At 71.5% G+C, this 18,163-nt stretch carries 15 protein-coding genes; 8 read left to right on the forward strand and 7 right to left on the reverse strand.

Annotated features, from left to right (window positions below):
• Positions 1-18 precede the first annotated feature (18 nt).
• The 4 genes from ABZ937_RS04955 to ABZ937_RS04970 all read right to left on the reverse strand — a co-directional run bounded on the left by ABZ937_RS04955 (position 19) and on the right by ABZ937_RS04970 (position 6,880).
• Positions 19-2,148: a 3-hydroxyacyl-CoA dehydrogenase NAD-binding domain-containing protein gene (locus ABZ937_RS04955; protein ID WP_361685744.1), complete on the reverse strand. Its 2,130-nt coding sequence runs from the start codon at positions 2,146-2,148 to the stop codon at positions 19-21.
• Positions 2,145-3,362 (reverse strand): acetyl-CoA C-acyltransferase, encoded by a 1,218-nt coding sequence (locus ABZ937_RS04960; protein WP_361685746.1) that lies wholly within the window; start codon positions 3,360-3,362, stop codon positions 2,145-2,147. The genes ABZ937_RS04955 and ABZ937_RS04960 overlap by 4 nt, the downstream gene beginning before the upstream one ends.
• Before the next feature lie 117 nt (positions 3,363-3,479).
• Positions 3,480-4,514 (reverse strand): LacI family DNA-binding transcriptional regulator, encoded by a 1,035-nt coding sequence (locus ABZ937_RS04965; protein WP_361685748.1) that lies wholly within the window; start codon positions 4,512-4,514, stop codon positions 3,480-3,482.
• Positions 4,514-6,880 (reverse strand): glycoside hydrolase family 2 protein, encoded by a 2,367-nt coding sequence (locus ABZ937_RS04970; RefSeq protein WP_361685750.1) that lies wholly within the window; start codon positions 6,878-6,880, stop codon positions 4,514-4,516. The genes ABZ937_RS04965 and ABZ937_RS04970 overlap by 1 nt, the downstream gene beginning before the upstream one ends.
• A 155-nt stretch (positions 6,881-7,035) precedes the next feature.
• On the opposite strand from ABZ937_RS04970, the gene ABZ937_RS04975 reads away from it, so the two are divergent.
• From ABZ937_RS04975 to ABZ937_RS04985, 3 genes are read left to right on the forward strand one after another with little or no spacing between them, the layout of a single operon-like run.
• The gene (locus tag ABZ937_RS04975) at positions 7,036-8,355 is read left to right on the forward strand and encodes an ABC transporter substrate-binding protein (RefSeq protein ID WP_361685752.1); all 1,320 of its coding nucleotides are present in this window, start codon (positions 7,036-7,038) and stop codon (positions 8,353-8,355) included.
• Complete coding sequence (locus ABZ937_RS04980; RefSeq protein WP_361685754.1) at positions 8,355-9,224, forward strand: sugar ABC transporter permease; 870 nt, start codon at positions 8,355-8,357, stop codon at positions 9,222-9,224. Before ABZ937_RS04975 ends, ABZ937_RS04980 begins: the two co-directional genes overlap by 1 nt.
• Positions 9,221-10,057 carry a carbohydrate ABC transporter permease gene (locus tag ABZ937_RS04985; RefSeq protein ID WP_361685756.1) on the forward strand — a complete coding sequence of 279 codons (837 nt, stop codon included), beginning with the start codon at positions 9,221-9,223 and terminating at the stop codon, positions 10,055-10,057. Before ABZ937_RS04980 ends, ABZ937_RS04985 begins: the two co-directional genes overlap by 4 nt.
• Here ABZ937_RS04985 and ABZ937_RS04990 read toward each other — a convergent pair.
• Positions 10,054-11,343: a ribonuclease D gene (locus ABZ937_RS04990; protein ID WP_361685758.1), complete on the reverse strand. Its 1,290-nt coding sequence runs from the start codon at positions 11,341-11,343 to the stop codon at positions 10,054-10,056. The genes ABZ937_RS04985 and ABZ937_RS04990 overlap by 4 nt on opposite strands.
• 313 nt (positions 11,344-11,656) lie before the next feature.
• On the opposite strand from ABZ937_RS04990, the gene ABZ937_RS04995 reads away from it, so the two are divergent.
• Positions 11,657-12,628, forward strand: a complete 972-nt coding sequence (locus tag ABZ937_RS04995; protein WP_361685760.1) for a DUF4349 domain-containing protein — start codon at positions 11,657-11,659, stop codon at positions 12,626-12,628.
• A gap of 33 nt (positions 12,629-12,661) precedes the next feature.
• Positions 12,662-14,062 (forward strand): FAD-dependent oxidoreductase, encoded by a 1,401-nt coding sequence (locus ABZ937_RS05000; RefSeq protein WP_361686116.1) that lies wholly within the window; start codon positions 12,662-12,664, stop codon positions 14,060-14,062.
• Here the strand turns inward: ABZ937_RS05000 and ABZ937_RS05005 are convergent.
• Positions 14,059-14,340 (reverse strand): hypothetical protein, encoded by a 282-nt coding sequence (locus ABZ937_RS05005; protein ID WP_361685762.1) that lies wholly within the window; start codon positions 14,338-14,340, stop codon positions 14,059-14,061. The genes ABZ937_RS05000 and ABZ937_RS05005 overlap by 4 nt on opposite strands.
• A gap of 92 nt (positions 14,341-14,432) precedes the next feature.
• Here ABZ937_RS05005 and ABZ937_RS05010 point away from each other — a divergent pair, with 92 nt between their 5' ends.
• On the forward strand, positions 14,433-15,257 hold the full coding sequence (locus ABZ937_RS05010) for a rhomboid family intramembrane serine protease (protein ID WP_361685764.1): 825 nt from the start codon (positions 14,433-14,435) through the stop codon (positions 15,255-15,257).
• Between the two features lies 1 nt (position 15,258).
• Here the strand turns inward: ABZ937_RS05010 and hemE are convergent, their stop codons facing one another.
• Positions 15,259-16,317, reverse strand: coding sequence for a uroporphyrinogen decarboxylase (hemE, locus tag ABZ937_RS05015; RefSeq protein ID WP_361685766.1), 1,059 nt, complete (start codon positions 16,315-16,317; stop codon positions 15,259-15,261).
• 117 nt (positions 16,318-16,434) lie between these two features.
• On the opposite strand from hemE, the gene ABZ937_RS05020 reads away from it, so the two are divergent.
• Both ABZ937_RS05020 and ABZ937_RS05025 read left to right on the forward strand, forming a co-directional pair.
• On the forward strand, positions 16,435-17,112 hold the full coding sequence (locus tag ABZ937_RS05020; RefSeq protein WP_361685768.1) for a DUF3000 domain-containing protein: 678 nt from the start codon (positions 16,435-16,437) through the stop codon (positions 17,110-17,112).
• A gap of 260 nt (positions 17,113-17,372) precedes the next feature.
• Positions 17,373-18,032, forward strand: coding sequence for a response regulator transcription factor (locus ABZ937_RS05025; protein ID WP_030777669.1), 660 nt, complete (start codon positions 17,373-17,375; stop codon positions 18,030-18,032).
• Positions 18,033-18,163: the final 131 nt, after the last annotated feature.

Raw genomic sequence — 18,163 nt, forward strand, 5'->3', positions numbered from 1 at the left:
TCCGGACGCTCACCGGTGTTACGCCGGGACGCTCGCCACGCCCGGAGCCAGGAACTTCTTGCCGTTCACGCGCTCCGAGACACCCTCACGGTCCAGGTACGGCGTGATGCCGCCCAGGTGGAAGGGCCAGCCGGCGCCCGTGATCAGGCACAGGTCGATGTCCTGGGCCTCGGCGACGACGCCCTCGTCGAGCATGAGCCCGATCTCCTGCGCCACCGCGTCGAGGACGCGCTCGCGGACCTGCTCCTCGGTCAGGACGCTGTCGCCCTGCTTGAGCAGCGCGGCGACCTCCGGGTCCAGCTCCGGCTTGCCGCTGTCGTAGACGTAGAAGCCGCGCTTGCCCGCCTTGACGACGGCCGCGAGGTTCGGGGAGACCGTGAACCGGTCTGGGAAGGCGCCGTGCAGCGTCTCGGAGACGTGCAGACCGATCGCGGGACCGACCAGCTCCAGCAGCACCAGCGGGGACATCGGCAGACCGAGGGGCTCGACGGCCTTCTCGGCGACCTCGACCGGGGTGCCCTCGTCGATGACGTTCTGGATCTCGCCCATGAAGCGGGTCAGGATGCGGTTCACGACGAACGCCGGGGCGTCCTTGACCAGGACCGCGGTCTTCTTCAGCTTCTTGGCGACGGCGAAGGCCGTGGCCAGCGAGGCGTCGTCGGTCTTCTCGCCGCGGACGATCTCAAGCAGCGGGAGGACCGCGACCGGGTTGAAGAAGTGGAAGCCGACGACCCGCTCGGGGTGCTTCAGCTTCGACGCCATCTCGGAGACCGACAGCGAGGAGGTGTTGGTGGCGAGGATCGCGTGCGCCGGGGCGACCGCCTCGACCTCCGCGAACACCGTCTGCTTGACGCCGATCTCCTCGAACACGGCCTCGATGATGAAGTCCGCGTCGGAGAAGCCCTCGGCCTTGTCCAGGACACCGGTCACCAGGGCCTTGAGGCGGTTGGCCTTGTCCTGGTTGATCCGGCCCTTGCCGAGCAGCTTCTCGATCTCGGCGTGGACGTAGCCCACACCCTTGTCGACGCGCTCCTGGTCGATGTCGGTCAGCACGACCGGCACCTCCAGACGGCGCAGGAAGAGCAGGGCGAGCTGCGAGGCCATCAGACCGGCGCCGACGACACCTACCTTGGTGACCGGGCGGGCCAGGTTCTTGTCCGGGGCGCCCGCGGGACGCTTGCCGCGCTTCTGCACCAGGTTGAACGCGTAGATGCCGGAGCGCAGTTCGCCGCCCATGATCAGGTCGGCGAGCGCCTGGTCCTCGGCGTCGTAACCCTGCTGGAGGTCGCCGTTCTTGGCGGCGGCGATGATGTCCAGCGCGCGGTAGGCGGCCGGAGCGGCGCCGTGCACCTTGCCGTCGGCGATGAAGCGGCCCCTGGCGACGGCCTGGTCCCAGGCCTCGCCGCGGTCGATCACCGGACGCTCGACCTCGATGTCGCCCTTGAGGACGTTCGCGGTCCAGATCAGCGACTGCTCCAGGAAGTCCGCGCCCTCGAAGATCGCGTCCGCGATGCCCAGGTCGAAGACCTGCTGGCCCTTGAGCTGCTTGTTCTGGTTCAGCGAGTTCTCGATGATGACCGAGACGGCCTTGTCGGCACCGATCAGGTTCGGCAGCAGGGCGCAGCCGCCCCAGCCGGGGACCAGGCCGAGGAAGACCTCGGGCAGCGAGAACGCCGGGATCGCCTTGGAGACGGTCCGGTAGGAGCAGTGCAGGCCGACCTCGACGCCGCCGCCCATCGCCGCGCCGTTGTAGTACGCGAAGGTCGGGACCGCGAGACCCGCGAGGCGCTTGAAGACCTCGTGGCCGCCCTTGCCGATGGCCAGCGCGTCCTCGTGCTTCTTCAGCAGCTCGACGCCCTTGAGGTCGGCGCCGACCGCGAAGATGAACGGCTTGCCGGTGAGGCCGACGCCGACGATCGTGCCCTCGGCCGCCTCCTTCTCGACCTGGTCGATGGCGGTGTTGAGGTTCGCCAGCGAGGCCGGGCCGAAGGTGGTCGGCTTGGTGTGGTCCAGGCCGTTGTCCAGCGTGATGAGCGCGAAGCGCCCGGCGCCGAACGGCAGGTCGAGGTGGCGTACGTGCGCGGACGTCACGACCTCGTCGGGGAACAGCTCGGCCGCACCCTTCAGAAGCTCAGCGGTGGTGCTCACTTGTCCCCCTCGAAGTGCGGGTTCTCCCAGATGACCGTCGCGCCCATGCCGAAGCCGACGCACATGGTGGTCAGGCCGTAGCGGACGTTCGGCTGCTCCTCGAACTGGCGGGCCAGCTGCGTCATCAGGCGGACGCCGGAGGAGGCCAGCGGGTGGCCGAAGGCGATGGCGCCGCCGTACTGGTTGACGCGCGCGTCGTCGTCGGCGATGCCGTAGTGGTCGAGGAAGGCCAGGACCTGGACGGCGAAGGCCTCGTTGATCTCGAACAGGCCGATGTCGGAGATGGACAGGCCCGCCTTGGCGAGGGCCTTCTCCGTGGCCGGGATCGGGCCGTAGCCCATGACCTCCGGCTCGACGCCCGCGAAGGCGTACGAGACGAGGCGCATCTTGACCGGCAGGTTGTTCTCGCGGGCGAAGTCCTCGCTCGCGATGATCGACGCGGTGGCGCCGTCGTTCAGACCGGCCGCGTTACCGGCGGTGACCCGGCCGTGGACGCGGAACGGCGTCTTCAGACCCGCGAGGTTCTCCAGGGTCGTGCCCGGGCGCATCGGCTCGTCGGCCGTGACCAGGCCCCAGCCGGTCTCGCCGGCCTCGGGGTTGGTGCGGCGCACCGAGATCGGCACCAGGTCCTGCTGGATCTTGCCGTTGGCGTACGCCTTGGCGGCCTTCTCCTGCGAGCGCACCGCGTACTCGTCGGCGCGCAGCTTGGTGATGTGCGGGTAGCGGTCGTGCAGGTTCTCCGCGGTCATGCCCATGAACAGGGCGGACTCGTCGACCAGCTTCTCGCTCACGAAGCGCGGGTTCGGGTCCACGCCCTCGCCCATCGGGTGGCGGCCCATGTGCTCCACGCCACCGGCGATGACGGCGTCGTAGGCACCGAACGCGATCGAACCGGCGGTGGTCGTCACGGCGGTCAGGGCGCCGGCGCACATGCGGTCGATCGAGTAGCCCGGGACGGACTGCGGCAGGCCCGCGAGGATGCCGGCGGTACGGCCCAGGGTCAGACCCTGGTCACCGATCTGCGTGGTCGCGGCGATGGCGACCTCGTCGATCTTCTTCGGGTCCAGGCCGGGGTTGCGGCGCAGCAGCTCCCGGATCGCCTTCACGACAAGGTCGTCGGCGCGGGTCTCGTGGTAGATGCCCTTCGGGCCCGCCTTGCCGAACGGGGTGCGGACGCCGTCGACGAAGACGACGTCCCTGACGGTACGAGGCACGATGGCTCTCCTCCAGGTGCGGGATGGCACTGCTGCGATGCGCTGAGCGCGCGCTCAGGACCCATGCTACTTATGAGTAACGTGACTGCCCAGTCCCCTCGGCTGGAGCGGTGAACGTCACACCGGCGGCGCAGTCGAGCCCCTCGGTGTCAGTGCCGGCGTCGGCACCGGGCGCGACCCCGGACCTTCCCCCGTGATCACCCCGAACAGCGTCCGCGCCACCTCGGCCCCGAAGCCGTGCACGTCATGGCTCATCGCCGACAGCGTCGGATGCGTCAGCCGGCACAGCTGCGAGTCGTCCCAGGCCAGCAGCGACACATCGGCCGGCACCCGCAGCCCCATCTCGGCCGCCACCGACAGCCCGGCCACCGCCATGATGTCGTTGTCGTAGACGATCGCGGTGGGCCGGTCCCGCGCCGCCGCCGTGAGCAGCGAGCGCGTCGCCCGCGCCCCCGACTCGCCCGAGAAGTCGGTCGCCACCTGCCATGTCCCGGCCAGCCCCAGCGCCCGCCCGGCCTCGTCGAACGCCGCCGCCCGGATGCCCGTGTGCCCCAGGGCCGCCGCCCCGCCGACCCGGGCGATGCGCCGGTGCCCGAGCGCGGCGAGATAGCGCACGGCCTCGGTGACGGCGGTGGTGTCGTCGGTCCACACGGAGGTGAGCCCGCCGGTCAGCGAGGGATGGCCGACGGCGACCACCGGCAGCCCGAGCCGCCGGGCGACCGGCACCCGGGGATCGTCCGCGCGCAGGTCGACCAGGATCGAGCCGCCGATCTGCCGGCCCTTCCACCACGTCTCCAGCAGCCCGGCCTCCTCCTCCGGGCTGCGCACCAGCCGGAGCAGCAGCGAGCAGGAGTGCTCGCTCAGCACGCTCTCCACGCCCGAGACGAACTCCATGTAGAACGGCTCCAGGCCCAGCATCCGGGCCGGCCGGCAGATCGCCAGGCCCATCACGTCCACCCGGGCCCCGGCCAGCGAGCGCGCGGTGTGGCTCGGCGCCCAGCCCAGTTCCCGGGCCGCCGCGAAGATCCGGTCGCGGGTGGCCTGCGACAGTCCCGGCTTGCGGTTGAAGGCCAGGGACACGGCTCCCTTGGACACGCCGGCGCGGGCGGCGACGTCCTTGATGGTGACGCGGGGCACCGGGGCCTGGGACATCAGACGGGCTCCATGCAGTACAGCGCGGAACGTGCGGTGGACGGATCGGGAGTCCGCCAGCCGTGCACGCCGATCGTGACCCGCTCCCCGGGCAGCAGCGTGACCAGCCCCCGGTCGGCCCGCGCGGCCGGGTCCAGCCGGTCGGCCTGGAGCAGCAGGTCACGCACCAGCGTACGGGCCGTCACCGTCACCGCGCCCGGAGCCACCTCCACGTCGAACTCCGGCCGGACGTACGGGATGTCCCGGTCCGGCGCCGGGAAGTGCAGGGCGCGCAGCCCTCCCGCGTCGGCCACCAGGAACTCCTTCGGACCGTCGGGGCGGAGTTCGCGCGGCACGGCGATCGAGGCGACCGCCCGTGCCCCGGCGGCCAGTTCCACGGTCGCCTCGCCGAGCACCGTGCCGTCGACGGTCATCCGGCGCAGGGCCGGCGAGCCCGGCCACGCCTCGGCGGACTGGTTGACAGCGGCCAGCACCAGCCCGCCGTCCCGTACCTGGAGGGTGAGCAGCCGGTCGGCGTACAGCCGTTTCAGCTCGTGGTACAGCGGCTTCTCGCGGCCGTCGCCGTCGATCGCCGCCCACGAGGTCACCGGCCAGCAGTCGTTGAGCTGCCAGACGACCGTGCCCGCGCACACCGGCCAGTGCGACCGCCAGTGCTCGATCCCGGCGGCCACCGCCCGCGCCTGGTTGACCTGGGTCACGTAGTGCCAGCGGTCGAAGTCCCGTACGGGCGTGAGGAAGTGGCGGGCGAGTCCGCGCTCCAGCTTGCCGTTGCCGTCGTCCGCCTTCTGGTGGTGCAGCATGCCGGGGGAGTCCGGTGCCAGATCCTCCCCGGGCAGCGCGCGCCGCAGGGTGGCGTGGGCGGGCGGCGCCTGCCAGCCGAACTCGGCCACGAAACGCGGCACGCTGTGCCGGTAGGCCGTGTAGTCCTCGCGGTTCCACACCTCCCACGAGTGGTGGGTGCCGTGCGCCGGGTCGTTGGGGTGGCGGTCCCAGGAACCGGACCACGGGCTGCCCGCCGTGTACGGCCGGGTGGGGTCCATCTCGGCCACCACGCGCGGCAGCAGGCCCAGGTAGTACCCCTCGCCCCAGGACGCCCCGGCCAGCCGCCGCTCCCAGTCCCAGTCCCGGAACCCCCACAGGTTCTCGTTGTTGCCGTTCCACAGCACCAGCGAGGGGTGCGGCATCAGCCGTACGACGTTCTCCCGGGCCTCGGCCTCCACCTCGCCGCGCAGCGGCTGCTCCTCCGGGTAGGCGGCGCAGGCGAACGGGAAGTCCTGCCAGACCAGCAGGCCCAGCTCGTCGCAGGCGTCGTAGAAGTCCTCGCTCTCGTAGATCCCGCCGCCCCACACGCGGACGAGGTCCACGCCCGCCTCGGCGGCCTGCCCGAGGCGCCGCCGGTACCGCTCGCGGCTGATCCGGGAGGGGAACACGTCGTCCGGGATCCAGTTGACGCCCCGCGCGAACAGCCGCTCGCCGTTGACGGCCAGGGTGAACCCGGTGCCGTGCGCGTCCGGCCGCCGGTCCAGCTCCACGGTCCGGAAGCCGACCCGGCGCCGCCACACGTCCAGCGGCACGTCCTCGTGCAGCAACGTCAGCTCGACCTCGTACAGCGGCTGCTCGCCGTAGCCGCGCGGCCACCACCGCCGCACGTCCGGCACCCGCAGCCGGACCGCCCCGCCGGCCCCCTCCAGCCCGGCGCGCACCACCCGGCCGCCCACCCGGGCCTCGACGGCGAGCCGCGCCTCCACCCGGGTGCGCTCCACCTCGACACGCAGCTCCACGACGCCGTCGCCGCCGTGCACCGTGACGAGCGGGCGCACCCGGCTGATCCGGGCCGTGGACCAGTGTTCGAGCCGCACCGGCCGCCAGATCCCGGCCGTCACCAGCGTGGGACCCCAGTCCCAGCCGAACGAGCAGGCCATCTTGCGCAGGTACGGGTACGGCTCGGGGTAGGCGGCGGGCCGCTCGCCCAGCCGGTCCCGCACCGCCTCCGCCTCGGTGTAGGCGGACGCGAACCGCACGGCCAGCCGGCCGCCCAGCCCCGTCACGGGGAAGCGGTACGAGCGGTGCATGTTCCGCACCCGGCCGAGGAGCCGGCCGTCCACGGTGATCTCGGCGGCGGTGTCGAGACCGTCGAAGACCAGGTCGGTCCACTCGTGTCCGGAGGCGGTCCGCAGCTGTGTCCCGTACGTCCACGCCCGCCGCCCGACCCACGCCACCTCGCGCTCGTTCGCGCCGACGAAGGGGTCCGGGATCACCCCGGCCGCGAGCAGATCGGTGTGCACGCACCCCGGCACCCGGGCCGGCAGATCCGCCCCCTCGTGCCGCAGGGTCCAGCCGTCGGTGAGCGGTGTGGCCTCCAGCATGCGCACTCCCTAAACCGGTCGATGCCTGTCCTGGACGCGCCTTTGCCCTCCTTGGCGGGATTGGGACTTTACCGGTTGAGAAAGCGCTGTCAGAGTGCCGAACCAGCCAACCCCGCACGTGCTCGTCCGTCACTTCGCGAACGGAGCTGATGCACATGAACCGCCGTACGACCGCCCTCGCCACGGCCGTGGGAGCCGCCGCCCTGCTGCTCGCGGGCTGCACCGGAACCGGGGGCGCGACGAAGGCCGAGGACGCCGTGGCACCCACCGACCCGGCACGGGTCAGCGGGACCATCACCGTCCTCACCCAGCGCACCGACCTCGTGCAGGACGGCACGATGGACCGGTACGCGACCGCGTTCAACCGGACGTACCCCAAGGTGAAGGTGAAGTTCCAGGCCCTCACCGACTACGAGTCCGAAGTCAGGATCCGGATGAACACCGAGAACTACGGTGACGTCCTGATGATCCCCGGGGTCATCAAGAAGAGCGACTACCCGAGGTTCTTCGCCTCGCTCGGCACGCAGGCGGAGCGCGCGAAGAAGTACCGGTTCACCGACTTCACCACCGTCGACGGCAAGGTGTACGGCCAGAGCCCGATCGGGGTCACCCCCGGCTTCGTCTACAACAAGCGCGTCTGGAAGCGGGCCGGGACCACCCGCTGGCCCACCACCCCGGCCGAGTTCCTCACCGACCTGAAGGCGATCAAGAAGAAGACCGGCGCCGTCCCCTACTACACCAACTTCGCCGCCCAGTGGCCGCTGACCTCCTGGACGTTCGTCAGGGGCTCGGTGCACTGCGACACCGGGGCCACCACGAAACTGGCCGAGGGCAACCCCTGGGCGCCGGGCGCCGACCTGCGCGTCGGGGACACCCTCCTCTACGACATCGTCCACCAGGGCCTGGCCGAGAAGGACCCGACGACCACCAACTGGGAGGCGTCCAAAGGGAAGTTGGCCCAGGGGAAGACCGCCACCCAGTGGCTCGGCACCTGGGCGGTCATCCAGTTCCGGGACGCCGCGAAGAAGGCCGGCCAGAGCCCCGACGACATCGGCTTCATGCCCTTCCCGGCCCAGGTCGGCGGCACGTTCTGCGCGGTGGTCGGCCCCGACTACAACCAGGCCGTCAACATCCACTCGCCGCACAAGGAAGCCGCCCGCGCCTGGATCGACTGGTTCACCGACAACTCCGGCTACGACAAGGACAACCTGGCCGTCTCCCCGCTCAAGGACGCACCCCTGCCGAGCGTCCTCAAGCCGTACGAGGACGCGGGCGTGAAGCTCATCGAGCTGGACGACACCGCAGGCGCCAGGGTCAAGCTCATCGATTCCCGGTCAGAGGTGGGTATCTACGCCCCTGACTACCGGCAGAAGCTGGTCGACCTCGCCCGCGGTGCCCGCAACGGCAGCCTCGACGAATTCCTGAACGATCTCGGCGAGAAGTGGACCGAGGCCGAGAAGACGGCGGGCTCCTGATGAGGAACTTCCCGCGAGCCCTCACCCCCTGGCTGTTCCTGCTGGCCCCCCTCGCCCTCCTGATCACCTTCACCTACGCGCCGATCGTGAACATGGTCGCGTACAGCTTCACCGACTGGGACGGCGTCAGCCCCGAACTCCACTACACCGGCGCCCGCAACTACACGGAGATCTTCACCCGGCAGGACCTCTTCGAGGTCTTCTTCGTCAGCGGCTACTACCTGGCCGCCTCCGCCGTACAGATCGTCGCCGCGCTCTACTTCGCGACGATCCTCAGCTTCAAGACCCGCTTCCGGAACTTCTTCAAGGGAGTCCTGTTCTTCCCGTCCCTGATCAACGGCGTGGCGATCGGCTTCGTCTTCCTCTACTTCTTCCAGGACGGCGGCACCCTCGACACCGTGCTGCGCCTGTTCGGCGTGCACACCGACCACGCCTGGCTCGGCACCCCGTTCTCGGCGAACACCTCCCTGGCCGGCGTCTCCGTCTGGCGCTACCTGGGCCTGAACTTCGTCCTCTTCCTCGGCGCGATCCAGTCCGTCCCCGGCGAGCTGTACGAGGCGGCCGAGCTGGACGGAGCGAGCCGCTGGCAGCAGTTCCGCCACATCATCGCCCCCGGCATCAGACCGGTCGTCACCCTCACGGTCATCCTCTCCGTCTCGGGCTCTCTCTCGGTCTTCGAGGTGCCGTACATCATGACGGGCGGCGCGACCGGCACCGAGACCTTCGTGACCCAGACGGTGAAGCTGGCCTTCCGGTACAACAAGACCGGCCTCGCCTCGGCAGCCGCGGTCGTCCTCCTGCTGATCGTCCTGGCGGTGACCTGGCTGCAGCGCCGGCTCGTCCCCGACGACCGGGTGGACCTCGTATGACGCGCCGCACCGCCGCCCGTGCCCTCAGCTACGCGAGCCTGATCGCCGCCACGCTCGTCGTCCTGCTCCCGCTCGCCGTCGTCCTGCTCACCTCCCTGAAGTCGGCACGGGAGATGACGGACGGCAGCGGAGCCCTGACCCCGCCCGACGACCTGCTGAACCTCCACAACTACGTGATCGCGTTCCGGGACGGCCGGATGCTCCGGGCGTTCGGCAACACGCTCTTCATCGTGGTGTCCGCCATCGGCGGCACGGTCCTCATCGGCTCGATGACGGCCTACGCCATCGACCGGTTCGCCTTCCGCCTCAAGAAGCTGGTGGTGGCCCTGTTCCTGCTGGCCGCGCTGGTCCCCGGGGTGACCACCCAGGTGGCCACCTTCCAGATCGTCACGAGCCTCGGCCTCTTCGACACCCGCTGGGCGCCGATCGTCCTCTCCATGGGCACGGACATCGTCTCGATCTACATCTTCCTGCAGTTCATCCGCTCGATCCCGGTCTCCCTGGACGAGGCGGCCCGGCTGGACGGGGCGAACGCGTTCACGATCTACCGCCGGATCATCCTGCCGCTGCTCAAGCCGGCGATCGCCACGGTGGTGATCGTGAAGGGGATAGCCGTCTACAACGACTTCTACATCCCCTTCCTCTACATGCCCTCCGAGGATCTTGGCGTGATCTCGACGTCCCTGTTCCGCTTCCGCGGCCCCTACGGCGCCCACTGGGAGATCATCTCGGCGGGCACGGTCCTGGTGATCCTGCCGACCTTGATCGTCTTCCTCGCGCTCCAGCGGTTCATCTACAACGGCTTCACGCGAGGAGCGACCAGCGGCGTCTAGGCCCCCTTCGTCACCAGCGCATCCACCAACACCGGCGTGACCAGCTCCACCTGCCACGCACGCGCCCCGTACCCGGCGAGCGCAAGCTCCACGGACCCGGCGTCCACCACCTTCGGCGGCTCCCAGCAGATCCTGCGCACCGTGTCCGGAGAGATCACATTCTCCTGAGGCATGTTGAGCCGCTCGGCAAGAGAGGACACCCCCGCTCGCGCGGCGGACAGCCGAGCCGCGGCGGCGGGGTCCTTGTCGGCCCAGGCCCGCGGCGGCGGAGGCCCGGTCACCGGCTGCCCCGGCTGCGGCAGGGCAGCGTCCGGCAGAGCCTTGGCCCGGTCCACCGCGGCCTGCCACTGCTCCAGCTGCCGCCGCCCCGTCCGGTGTCCGAACCCGTTCAGCGCGGCGAGGGCGTGCACATTGCCCGGCAGGGCGAGCGCGGCCTCCACGATGGCCACGTCACTCAGCACCTTGCCCGGCGACACGTCCCGGCGCTGGGCGATCCGGTCCCGCGTCTGCCACAGCTCCCGCACGACGGCGAGCTGCCGGCGCCGCCGCACCTTGTGCATCCCGGACGTGCGGCGCCAGGGGTCCTTGCGCGGCTCGGCCGGCGGCGCGGCCGCGATCGCGTCGAACTCCTGGAGCGCCCACTCCAGCTTGCCCTGCCGGTCCAGCTCCTTCTCCAGGGCGTCCCGCAGATCGACGAGCAGCTCGACGTCGAGCGCGGCGTACCGCAGCCAGGGCTCGGGAAGCGGCCGGGTCGACCAGTCCACGGCGGAGTGGCCCTTCTCCAGGACGTAGCCGAGGACGCCCTCCACCATGGCGCCGAGGCCGACCCGGGGGAAGCCGGCGAGCCGCCCCGCCAGCTCGGTGTCGAACAGCCGCGACGGCACCATGCCTATCTCGCGCAGGCAGGGCAGGTCCTGGGTGGCCGCGTGCAGCACCCACTCGACGCCGGACAGGGCCTCGCCGAGGCCGGACAGGTCGGGGCAGGCGACTGGGTCGATCAGCGCGGTCCCGGCGCCCTCACGGCGCAGCTGCACCAGGTAGGCGCGCTGGCCGTAGCGGTAGCCGGAGGCGCGCTCGGCGTCCACGGCGACCGGGCCGGAGCCGGCGGCGAAGGCGGCGATCACCTGCGCGAGGGCCGCCTCGTCCGTGATCACGGGCGGAATCCCCTCGCGGGGCTCGAGCAAAGGAGTCGGCGCCCCCGTCACAGAAGATCCGGCGTCGTCCGGAGGGGTGCCTCCGGTGGTGCGCAGGGAGCTGTCTGCTGCGGTGTCTTGGGCGTCGGTCACCTGTCAAGGGTATCTGTACGCCGCGATCTCCTGACCTGCACTTTCGGCCGAAGGGGCGGTTGACGTGCAAAAACCGGTCTCAGCGCTTCTCTGCGCATTGCACCGATTCTCCCCTGATGTGCCCCTGAAGTGCCCGGTGAGCGGGCAGCCGGGCGCGTGCGCGGCGCGCGCCCCGGCACCGGCACTCCCGCCGGGACCGGGTGTCCGGGCCGAGTCCGGACCGTGACCGCATCGGGACCGGCGCCGTCAAACGTTCCCTCGCGCCCCGCCGTCGAAGAACCGTCACAGCCCACAGCCCCGGGGGGTATCGCCCATGCGCACACCACACACCACACCTCGCCGCAGGGCCCTGGCCGGGGTCCTGCTCGCCGCCTCCCTCGCGCTCGCCGGGTGCAGCGGCGCGGACGACATGGGCGGCGGCTCCTCGAAGGCCGCCGCGGGAGAGGACGCCGCGCGGGCCGGCGCCCCGGGCGGCGCGGCGGACGACGGGAAGGCCACGCGCGGGACGCCCCGGCTCACCCAGAACGCGATCATCCGCACCGCGTCCCTCACCGTCGAGGTCAAGGACGTGCCCAAGGCTCTGGCCAAGGCCCGGACGACCGCCGAGGACGCGGGCGGCTACGTCGGCAACGAGACCACGAGCCGGGACGCCGACGGCCACGAGCACACCAAGGTCGTGCTGCGTGTGCCCACCGAGAAGTACGACGAGGTCCTCTCCGGTCTCCAGGGCACGGGCCGGCTGGTCGAGCGCACCGCCAGGGCGACCGACGTCACCGACCAGGTCGTGGACGTGGACAGCCGGATCACGTCGCAGCGGGCCAGCGTGGACCGGATCCGCGCGCTGATGGACAAGGCGACCAAGCTGAGCGACGTCGTCGCGCTGGAGGGCGAGCTGAGCACCCGTCAGGCCGACCTGGAGGCGCTGCTGGCCCGGCAGGAGTCCCTGAAGGACCGCACGAGCCTGGCCACCGTCACCCTGTCGCTGTCCCAGGCCCCGGTGCGCGAGGCGGACGACGCGCCGGGCTTCACGGACGCGCTGGCCGGCGGCTGGCACGCGTTCGTCTCCCTGCTGCGCTGGATCGCCCTCGCGCTCGGGGCCGCCCTGCCGTTCGCGGCCCTCGCCGCGCTGCTGGTGGTGCTGTGGCTGCGGGTCGTACGCGCCCGGCTGCCGCGCCGCGCGGAGCCCGCGCCCGCGACGACCGCGCTCGGCCCGCTGCCGTCGGCCCGCCCGGCGCCGGACTCCGCCGAGGCGGCCGGGGAGGCCGGGGACGAGAACCGGGACTGAAATGCCCGCGGCCCGTAGCGTGTTCGCATGAGCATGAGCATGAGCGGTGGGCGGGGCGACAACGGCAGGGAACGGCTGGTCGTGATCGGCGGCGACGCCGCGGGCATGTCCGCGGCGTCGCAGGCACGGCGGCAGAAGGGCCCCGAGGAGCTGGAGATCGTGGCCTTCGAGCGCGGCCACTTCACCTCCTTCTCGGCGTGCGGGATCCCGTACTGGGTGGGCGGCGAGGTCCCCGAGCGGGACCGGCTCATCGCCCGCACGCCCGACGAGCACCGGGCGCGCGGGATCGACCTGCGGCTGCGCACCGAGGTCACGGAGATCGACCTGGCCGGACAGCGGGTACGCGCGCGTGACGTCGACTCCGGCGCCGAGTCCTGGACTCCGTACGACAAGCTCGTCATCGCCACCGGCGCCCACCCGGTCCGCCCCGACCTGCCCGGCGCGGACGCCCCCGGCGTGCACGGCGTCCAGACCCTCGACGACGGCCAGGCCCTGCTGGACACGCTGGGACGCACGCGGGGCCGCAGGGCCGTGGTCGTGGGCGCCGGCTACATCGGCGTGGAGATGGCCGAGGCGCTGATCAACCGGGGCTTCGAGGTGACGGTCGTCAACCGCGGCAAGGAGCCCATGTCGACGCTCGACCCGGACATGGGCCGGATGGTGCACCGGGCCATGGAGGGCCTCGGCATCACCATGGTGAACGACGCCGCGGTCACCAAGATTCTCACCGGGGAGGACGGCCGGGTCCGGGCGGTGGCCACGGAGGACGCCGAGTACCCCGCCGACCTGGTGATCCTCGGCATCGGCGTCCGCCCCCAGACCGCTCTCGCCCGCGCTGCCGGCCTCCCGCTCGGCGCCCACGGCGGTCTGCTCACCGACCTCGCGATGCGGGTGCGCGGACACGAGAACGTCTGGGCGGGCGGCGACTGCGTGGAAGTGCTGAACCTGGTCTCCGGGCAGGAGCAGTACGTCCCGCTCGGCACCCACGCCAACAAGCACGGCCAGGTCATCGGCACCAACGCCGGCGGCGGCTACGCCACCTTCCCCGGTGTCGTCGGCACGGCGGTGAGCAAGGTCTGCGACCTGGAGATCGCCCGCACCGGCCTGCGGGAGAAGGACGCGCGCCGGGTGGGCCTCCGCTTCGAGACGGTCACCATCGAGTCGACCAGCCGCGCCGGCTACTACCCCGGTGCCGCCCCCATGACGGTCAAGATGCTCGCCGAGACCCGCACGGGCCGGCTGCTGGGGGTGCAGATCGTCGGCCGGGAGGGCGCGGCGAAGCGGGTCGACATCGCGGCGGTGGCGCTGACCGCGCAGATGACGGTGGAACAGATGACAGCCCTGGACCTGGGCTACGCCCCGCCGTTCTCACCGGTGTGGGACCCGGTACTGGTGGCGGCGAGAAAGGCGGCGGCGAAGGTGCGGGCCGCCTAGGCCGTCCCGCTGATCCGCGGCAGCGAGGTGACCGCCGACGAGACAGCGGTCGGCTGCTCGCCGGCGGGCTTGGCATGCGTGGCCGAAGGGCGGGTGGACCGCAGCCGGTAGCTCACCGCCTCGTCCAGCGTCACCGGCCGCTGCATCTGCGAGGCCAGCCGCCCGGCCTCCTGGCCGAGCCGCGCCACGTCCTCCCAGGGCAGCCGTATCACCAAGGACACCTCGGCCTCGCCGTCGGGCAGAGCGTGCATCGCCGAAACCTGCGGAGCGTTCGTCATCGCCTGATCCTCACGTCGGTTGAGAAGAGATACGCACCCACGTCCGGCGGCGTTCACCGATTCGCCCGCCGCATCCCGGGCACACCTTCTGTGTGGTCATCCCCGTCCATGACGTGAACCCGGTGCGCCGCACGCCCTGGGTGACGTACGCGCTCATCGCCGCCAACGTGCTGGTGTTCCTCACCATGCCGGGCACAGCCGGCTCCGTGGCCGGCGACAGCGAACTGGTGCGGCTGTGCCACCTCCATGCCTTCATGGACCACTACGCGGCCGTCCCCAGGGAACTGATCCACCATCAGCTGCCCCGGGTCGTCCCGACCGGCGGCGTCGGTGTGGGCCCGAGCGGCCCGGGCTGCGTCGTGGGGCCGCCCGCCTACGACAAGTCGCCGCCGCTGTCCGTCTTCACGGCGATGTTCCTGCACGGCGGCTGGCTGCACCTGCTGGGCAACATGCTCTTCCTGCTGATCTTCGGCAACAACGTCGAGGACCGGATGGGCCACATCCGCTACTTCCTCTTCTACGTCGTCTGCGGCTACGCGGCCGGCTACGGCTTCGCCCTGCTCAACGCCGACTCCGCCGACCCGCTGATCGGCGCGTCCGGGGCGATCGCCGGGGTCCTCGGCGCCTACATCGTGCTGTGGCCGAAGGCCCGGGTGTGGGTCCTGGTGCCGTTCCTGGTCTTCCTGCCGCTCAGGCTGCCCGCCTGGCTGGTGCTGGGCTTCTGGTTCGGGCTCCAGGCGGTGTACTCGTCCGGGCACGGGGTGTCCGGCGCGGGCACGGTGGCGTACGCGGCGCACGTGGTCGGCTTCGTGGCGGGCATGCTGCTCGCCTGGCCCCTCAAACCCGGCACGCCGCCCCCGCCGGAGCCGCCCGGCCTGCTGTTCGGCAGACGGGCGCGGCCCCGCTACACGTGGTGAGTCAGCGCGCGGTGGCGGTGTGGACGTACTCCACGAGCCGGGTCAGCGCGTCCGGGTCGGTGTTCGGCATGACGCCGTGGCCGAGGTTGAAGACGTGCCCCTCCAGGCCGGCGGCCGCGTCGAGCACCTCGCGGGCCTTGGCCGCGACAGTGTCCTTGTCGGTGAACAGGACCGTCGGGTCAAGGTTGCCCTGGAGCGCCTTGCCGGGGCCGACGCGGCGCTGGGCCTCGTCCAGCGGGACGCGCCAGTCGACGCCGACGACGTCCGCGCCGGCCTCGCCCATGAGCTTCAGCAGCTCGCCGGTGCCGACGCCGAAGTGGATGCGCGGGACGCCGTACCCGGCGACGGCCTCGAAGACCTTCGCCGAGGCGGGCATGACCGACGTCCGGTAGTCCGCCGGGGCCAGGGCGCCCGCCCAGGAGTCGAAGAGCTGGACGGCGCTCGCGCCGGCCTCGATCTGCACCTTCAGGAAGGCGGCCGTGATGTCGGCGAGGCGGTCCAGCAGATCGGCCCACAGCTCGGGGTCGCCGTACATCATCGCCTTGGCGTTCTCGTACGTGCGGGACGGACCGCCCTCGACCAGGTAGCTCGCGAGGGTGAAAGGCGCGCCCGCAAATCCGATGAGCGGAGTGGCGCCCAGCTCGCGGACGAGCAGGCCGATGGACTCGGTGACGTACGCCACGTCCTCGGGGGTGAGGTCGCGCAGCCGGGCCAGGTCGGCGCGGGTGCGGACGGGCTGCTCGACGACCGGGCCGACACCGGGCTTGATGTCGAGATCGATGCCGATGGCCTTGAGCGGGACGACGATGTCGCTGAAGTAGATCGCCGCGTCCACGTCGTGCCGGCGCACCGGCTGGAGCGTGATCTCGGTGACCAGCTCGGGCCGCATGCAGGACTCCAGCATGGGGACGCCCTCGCGCACCTTGCGGTACTCGGGCAGCGAGCGGCCGGCCTGGCGCATGAACCACACGGGGGTGTGCGGCACCGGTTCGCGCCTGCACGCCTTCAGGAAGGCGCTGTCGTACGTGGCTGTCGGCTGCTTGCTCTCGTTGGCGGTCACGAGGCAAGTTTCGCATGCCGTCGGACGGGGACCTGCCCGGCGCCGGGCGCGACTGCCCGCGGCTACCTACTGTGTCTTGCCCTGCACAACCGGCTGGTTCCCCTTACTCTTCCCCGCATGGCTGCGGCTCACGGACGAATGTCGGACAGCGCTGATGGAACGGGCGACGTGAAGGACACCGAAGAGGCGGACCGGCACTCCGGTGCTTCGGGTCCGCCCGCTTTCCGTACCGCCGTGGACGCCCTGCGCAGCTGCCGGCTGCGTCCGCAGGTCGAGGTGGAGCCGACGCCCGCCCCGCAGCGGCTCGCCCCGTACGCGTACGCGCTGGAGGCGGTGGTGGTCGACGGCGAGCAGGAGCTGGCCGACGGGCGGCTGGTGCTGCTGCACGACCCGGCCGGGCACGAGGCCTGGCGGGGCACGTTCCGGCTGGTGACGCTGGTGCGCGCGGAGCTGGAGCCGGAGATGGCGGCCGATCCGCTGCTGCCCGAGGTGTGCTGGTCGTGGCTGACCGGCGCGCTGCAGGCGCGCGGGCTGGGCTACGGCGAGCCCAGCGGCACGATCACGCGCGCCGGCTCGCACTACTTCGGCGGGCTGGCCGAGCGGCCGGCCGCCTCGCAGATCGAGATCCGGGCGTCCTGGACGCCCCGCGAGGGTCTCGGCGGGGTGCCGGACACCGCTGCCCATCTGGCCGCCTGGTGCGATCTGCTGGCCCAGGTCGCGGGCCTGCCGCCGGCCGGCCCGGGTGACGCGTCGGTGGTGACCCTGCCGCAGCGCAGGGGTCCACAATCCCGCTGATCGGTCACCCGCGAAACGCCCTATTGACCATCTCTTTGTCGATACGGCCACTTTCCGTACTCGAATCGCACCCGCTCGAACCGATTCGATCTTCGGATGATCGATCGCGTGTCCGAATTGCACGGATTGTTACTCACTAGATCGTGATCATTCTCTAAAGGCGGACGAGTTTGCTGCCGAAGACGACTGTGACCTTGAAAGCACGGTTCGTCCCGGCTTCCTCCCCACAAGCCGGCCCCGTCCCCCACCCAGGAGGCCTGGTGTCCGTTCTCCTTGAGCAACCCGCAAGCCTGGTCGCCTACCGCCCGAACAAGCCGACCGCCATGGTGGTCGTGGCCGACCCGCGCGTCCGCTCCACCGTCACCCGCCATCTGTGGGCGCTCGGCGTGCGCGATGTCATCGAAGCCTCGTCCATCGCGGAGGCTCGTCCCCGCATCGGCAACCCGCGCGACATCTGCGTCGCCGACGTCCACCTCCCCGACGGCTCCGGCCTCACCCTGCTGTCCGAGACCCGCGCCGCGGGCTGGCCCAACGGACTCGCGCTCTCCGCCGCCGACGACATCGGCGCGGTCCGCAACGCCCTGGCCGGCGGGGTCAAGGGTTACGTCGTCACCGGCACCCGCACCAACATCGGGCTCCCCACCCGACCCGGCGCCGCTCCCCTCGGCGCCGCCGCCCGTATGCACCGCCGCCCCCCGGGTGCCCCGAGCCACCCGGGCGGCTACCGGGAGCTGTCCGGCCGCGAGGTCGAGGTGCTGCGACTGGTCGCGGAGGGCCAGTCGAACAAGGCGATCGGCGTGTCCATGGGCCTGTCCGCCCTCACCGTGAAGAGCCACCTCGCCCGCATCGCCCGCAAGCTGGGCACCGGCGACCGGGCCGGCATGGTGGCCGTGGCGCTGCGCACCGGGATCATCCACTGAGCCCACCGGATGCCCCCTTCGGCGGAATCCCGCGTTCACCCCGGTGAACCGGACGGCGCCCGGACCGACTGGCTCACATCCCCTCCGGCGCCCGTCGAACCATCAGTACGGAGACCTGGACCCCCACAAAC

The sequence above is a fragment of the Streptomyces sp. NPDC046727 genome, from assembly GCF_040645635.1.
GTDB lineage: Bacteria > Actinomycetota > Actinomycetes > Streptomycetales > Streptomycetaceae > Streptomyces.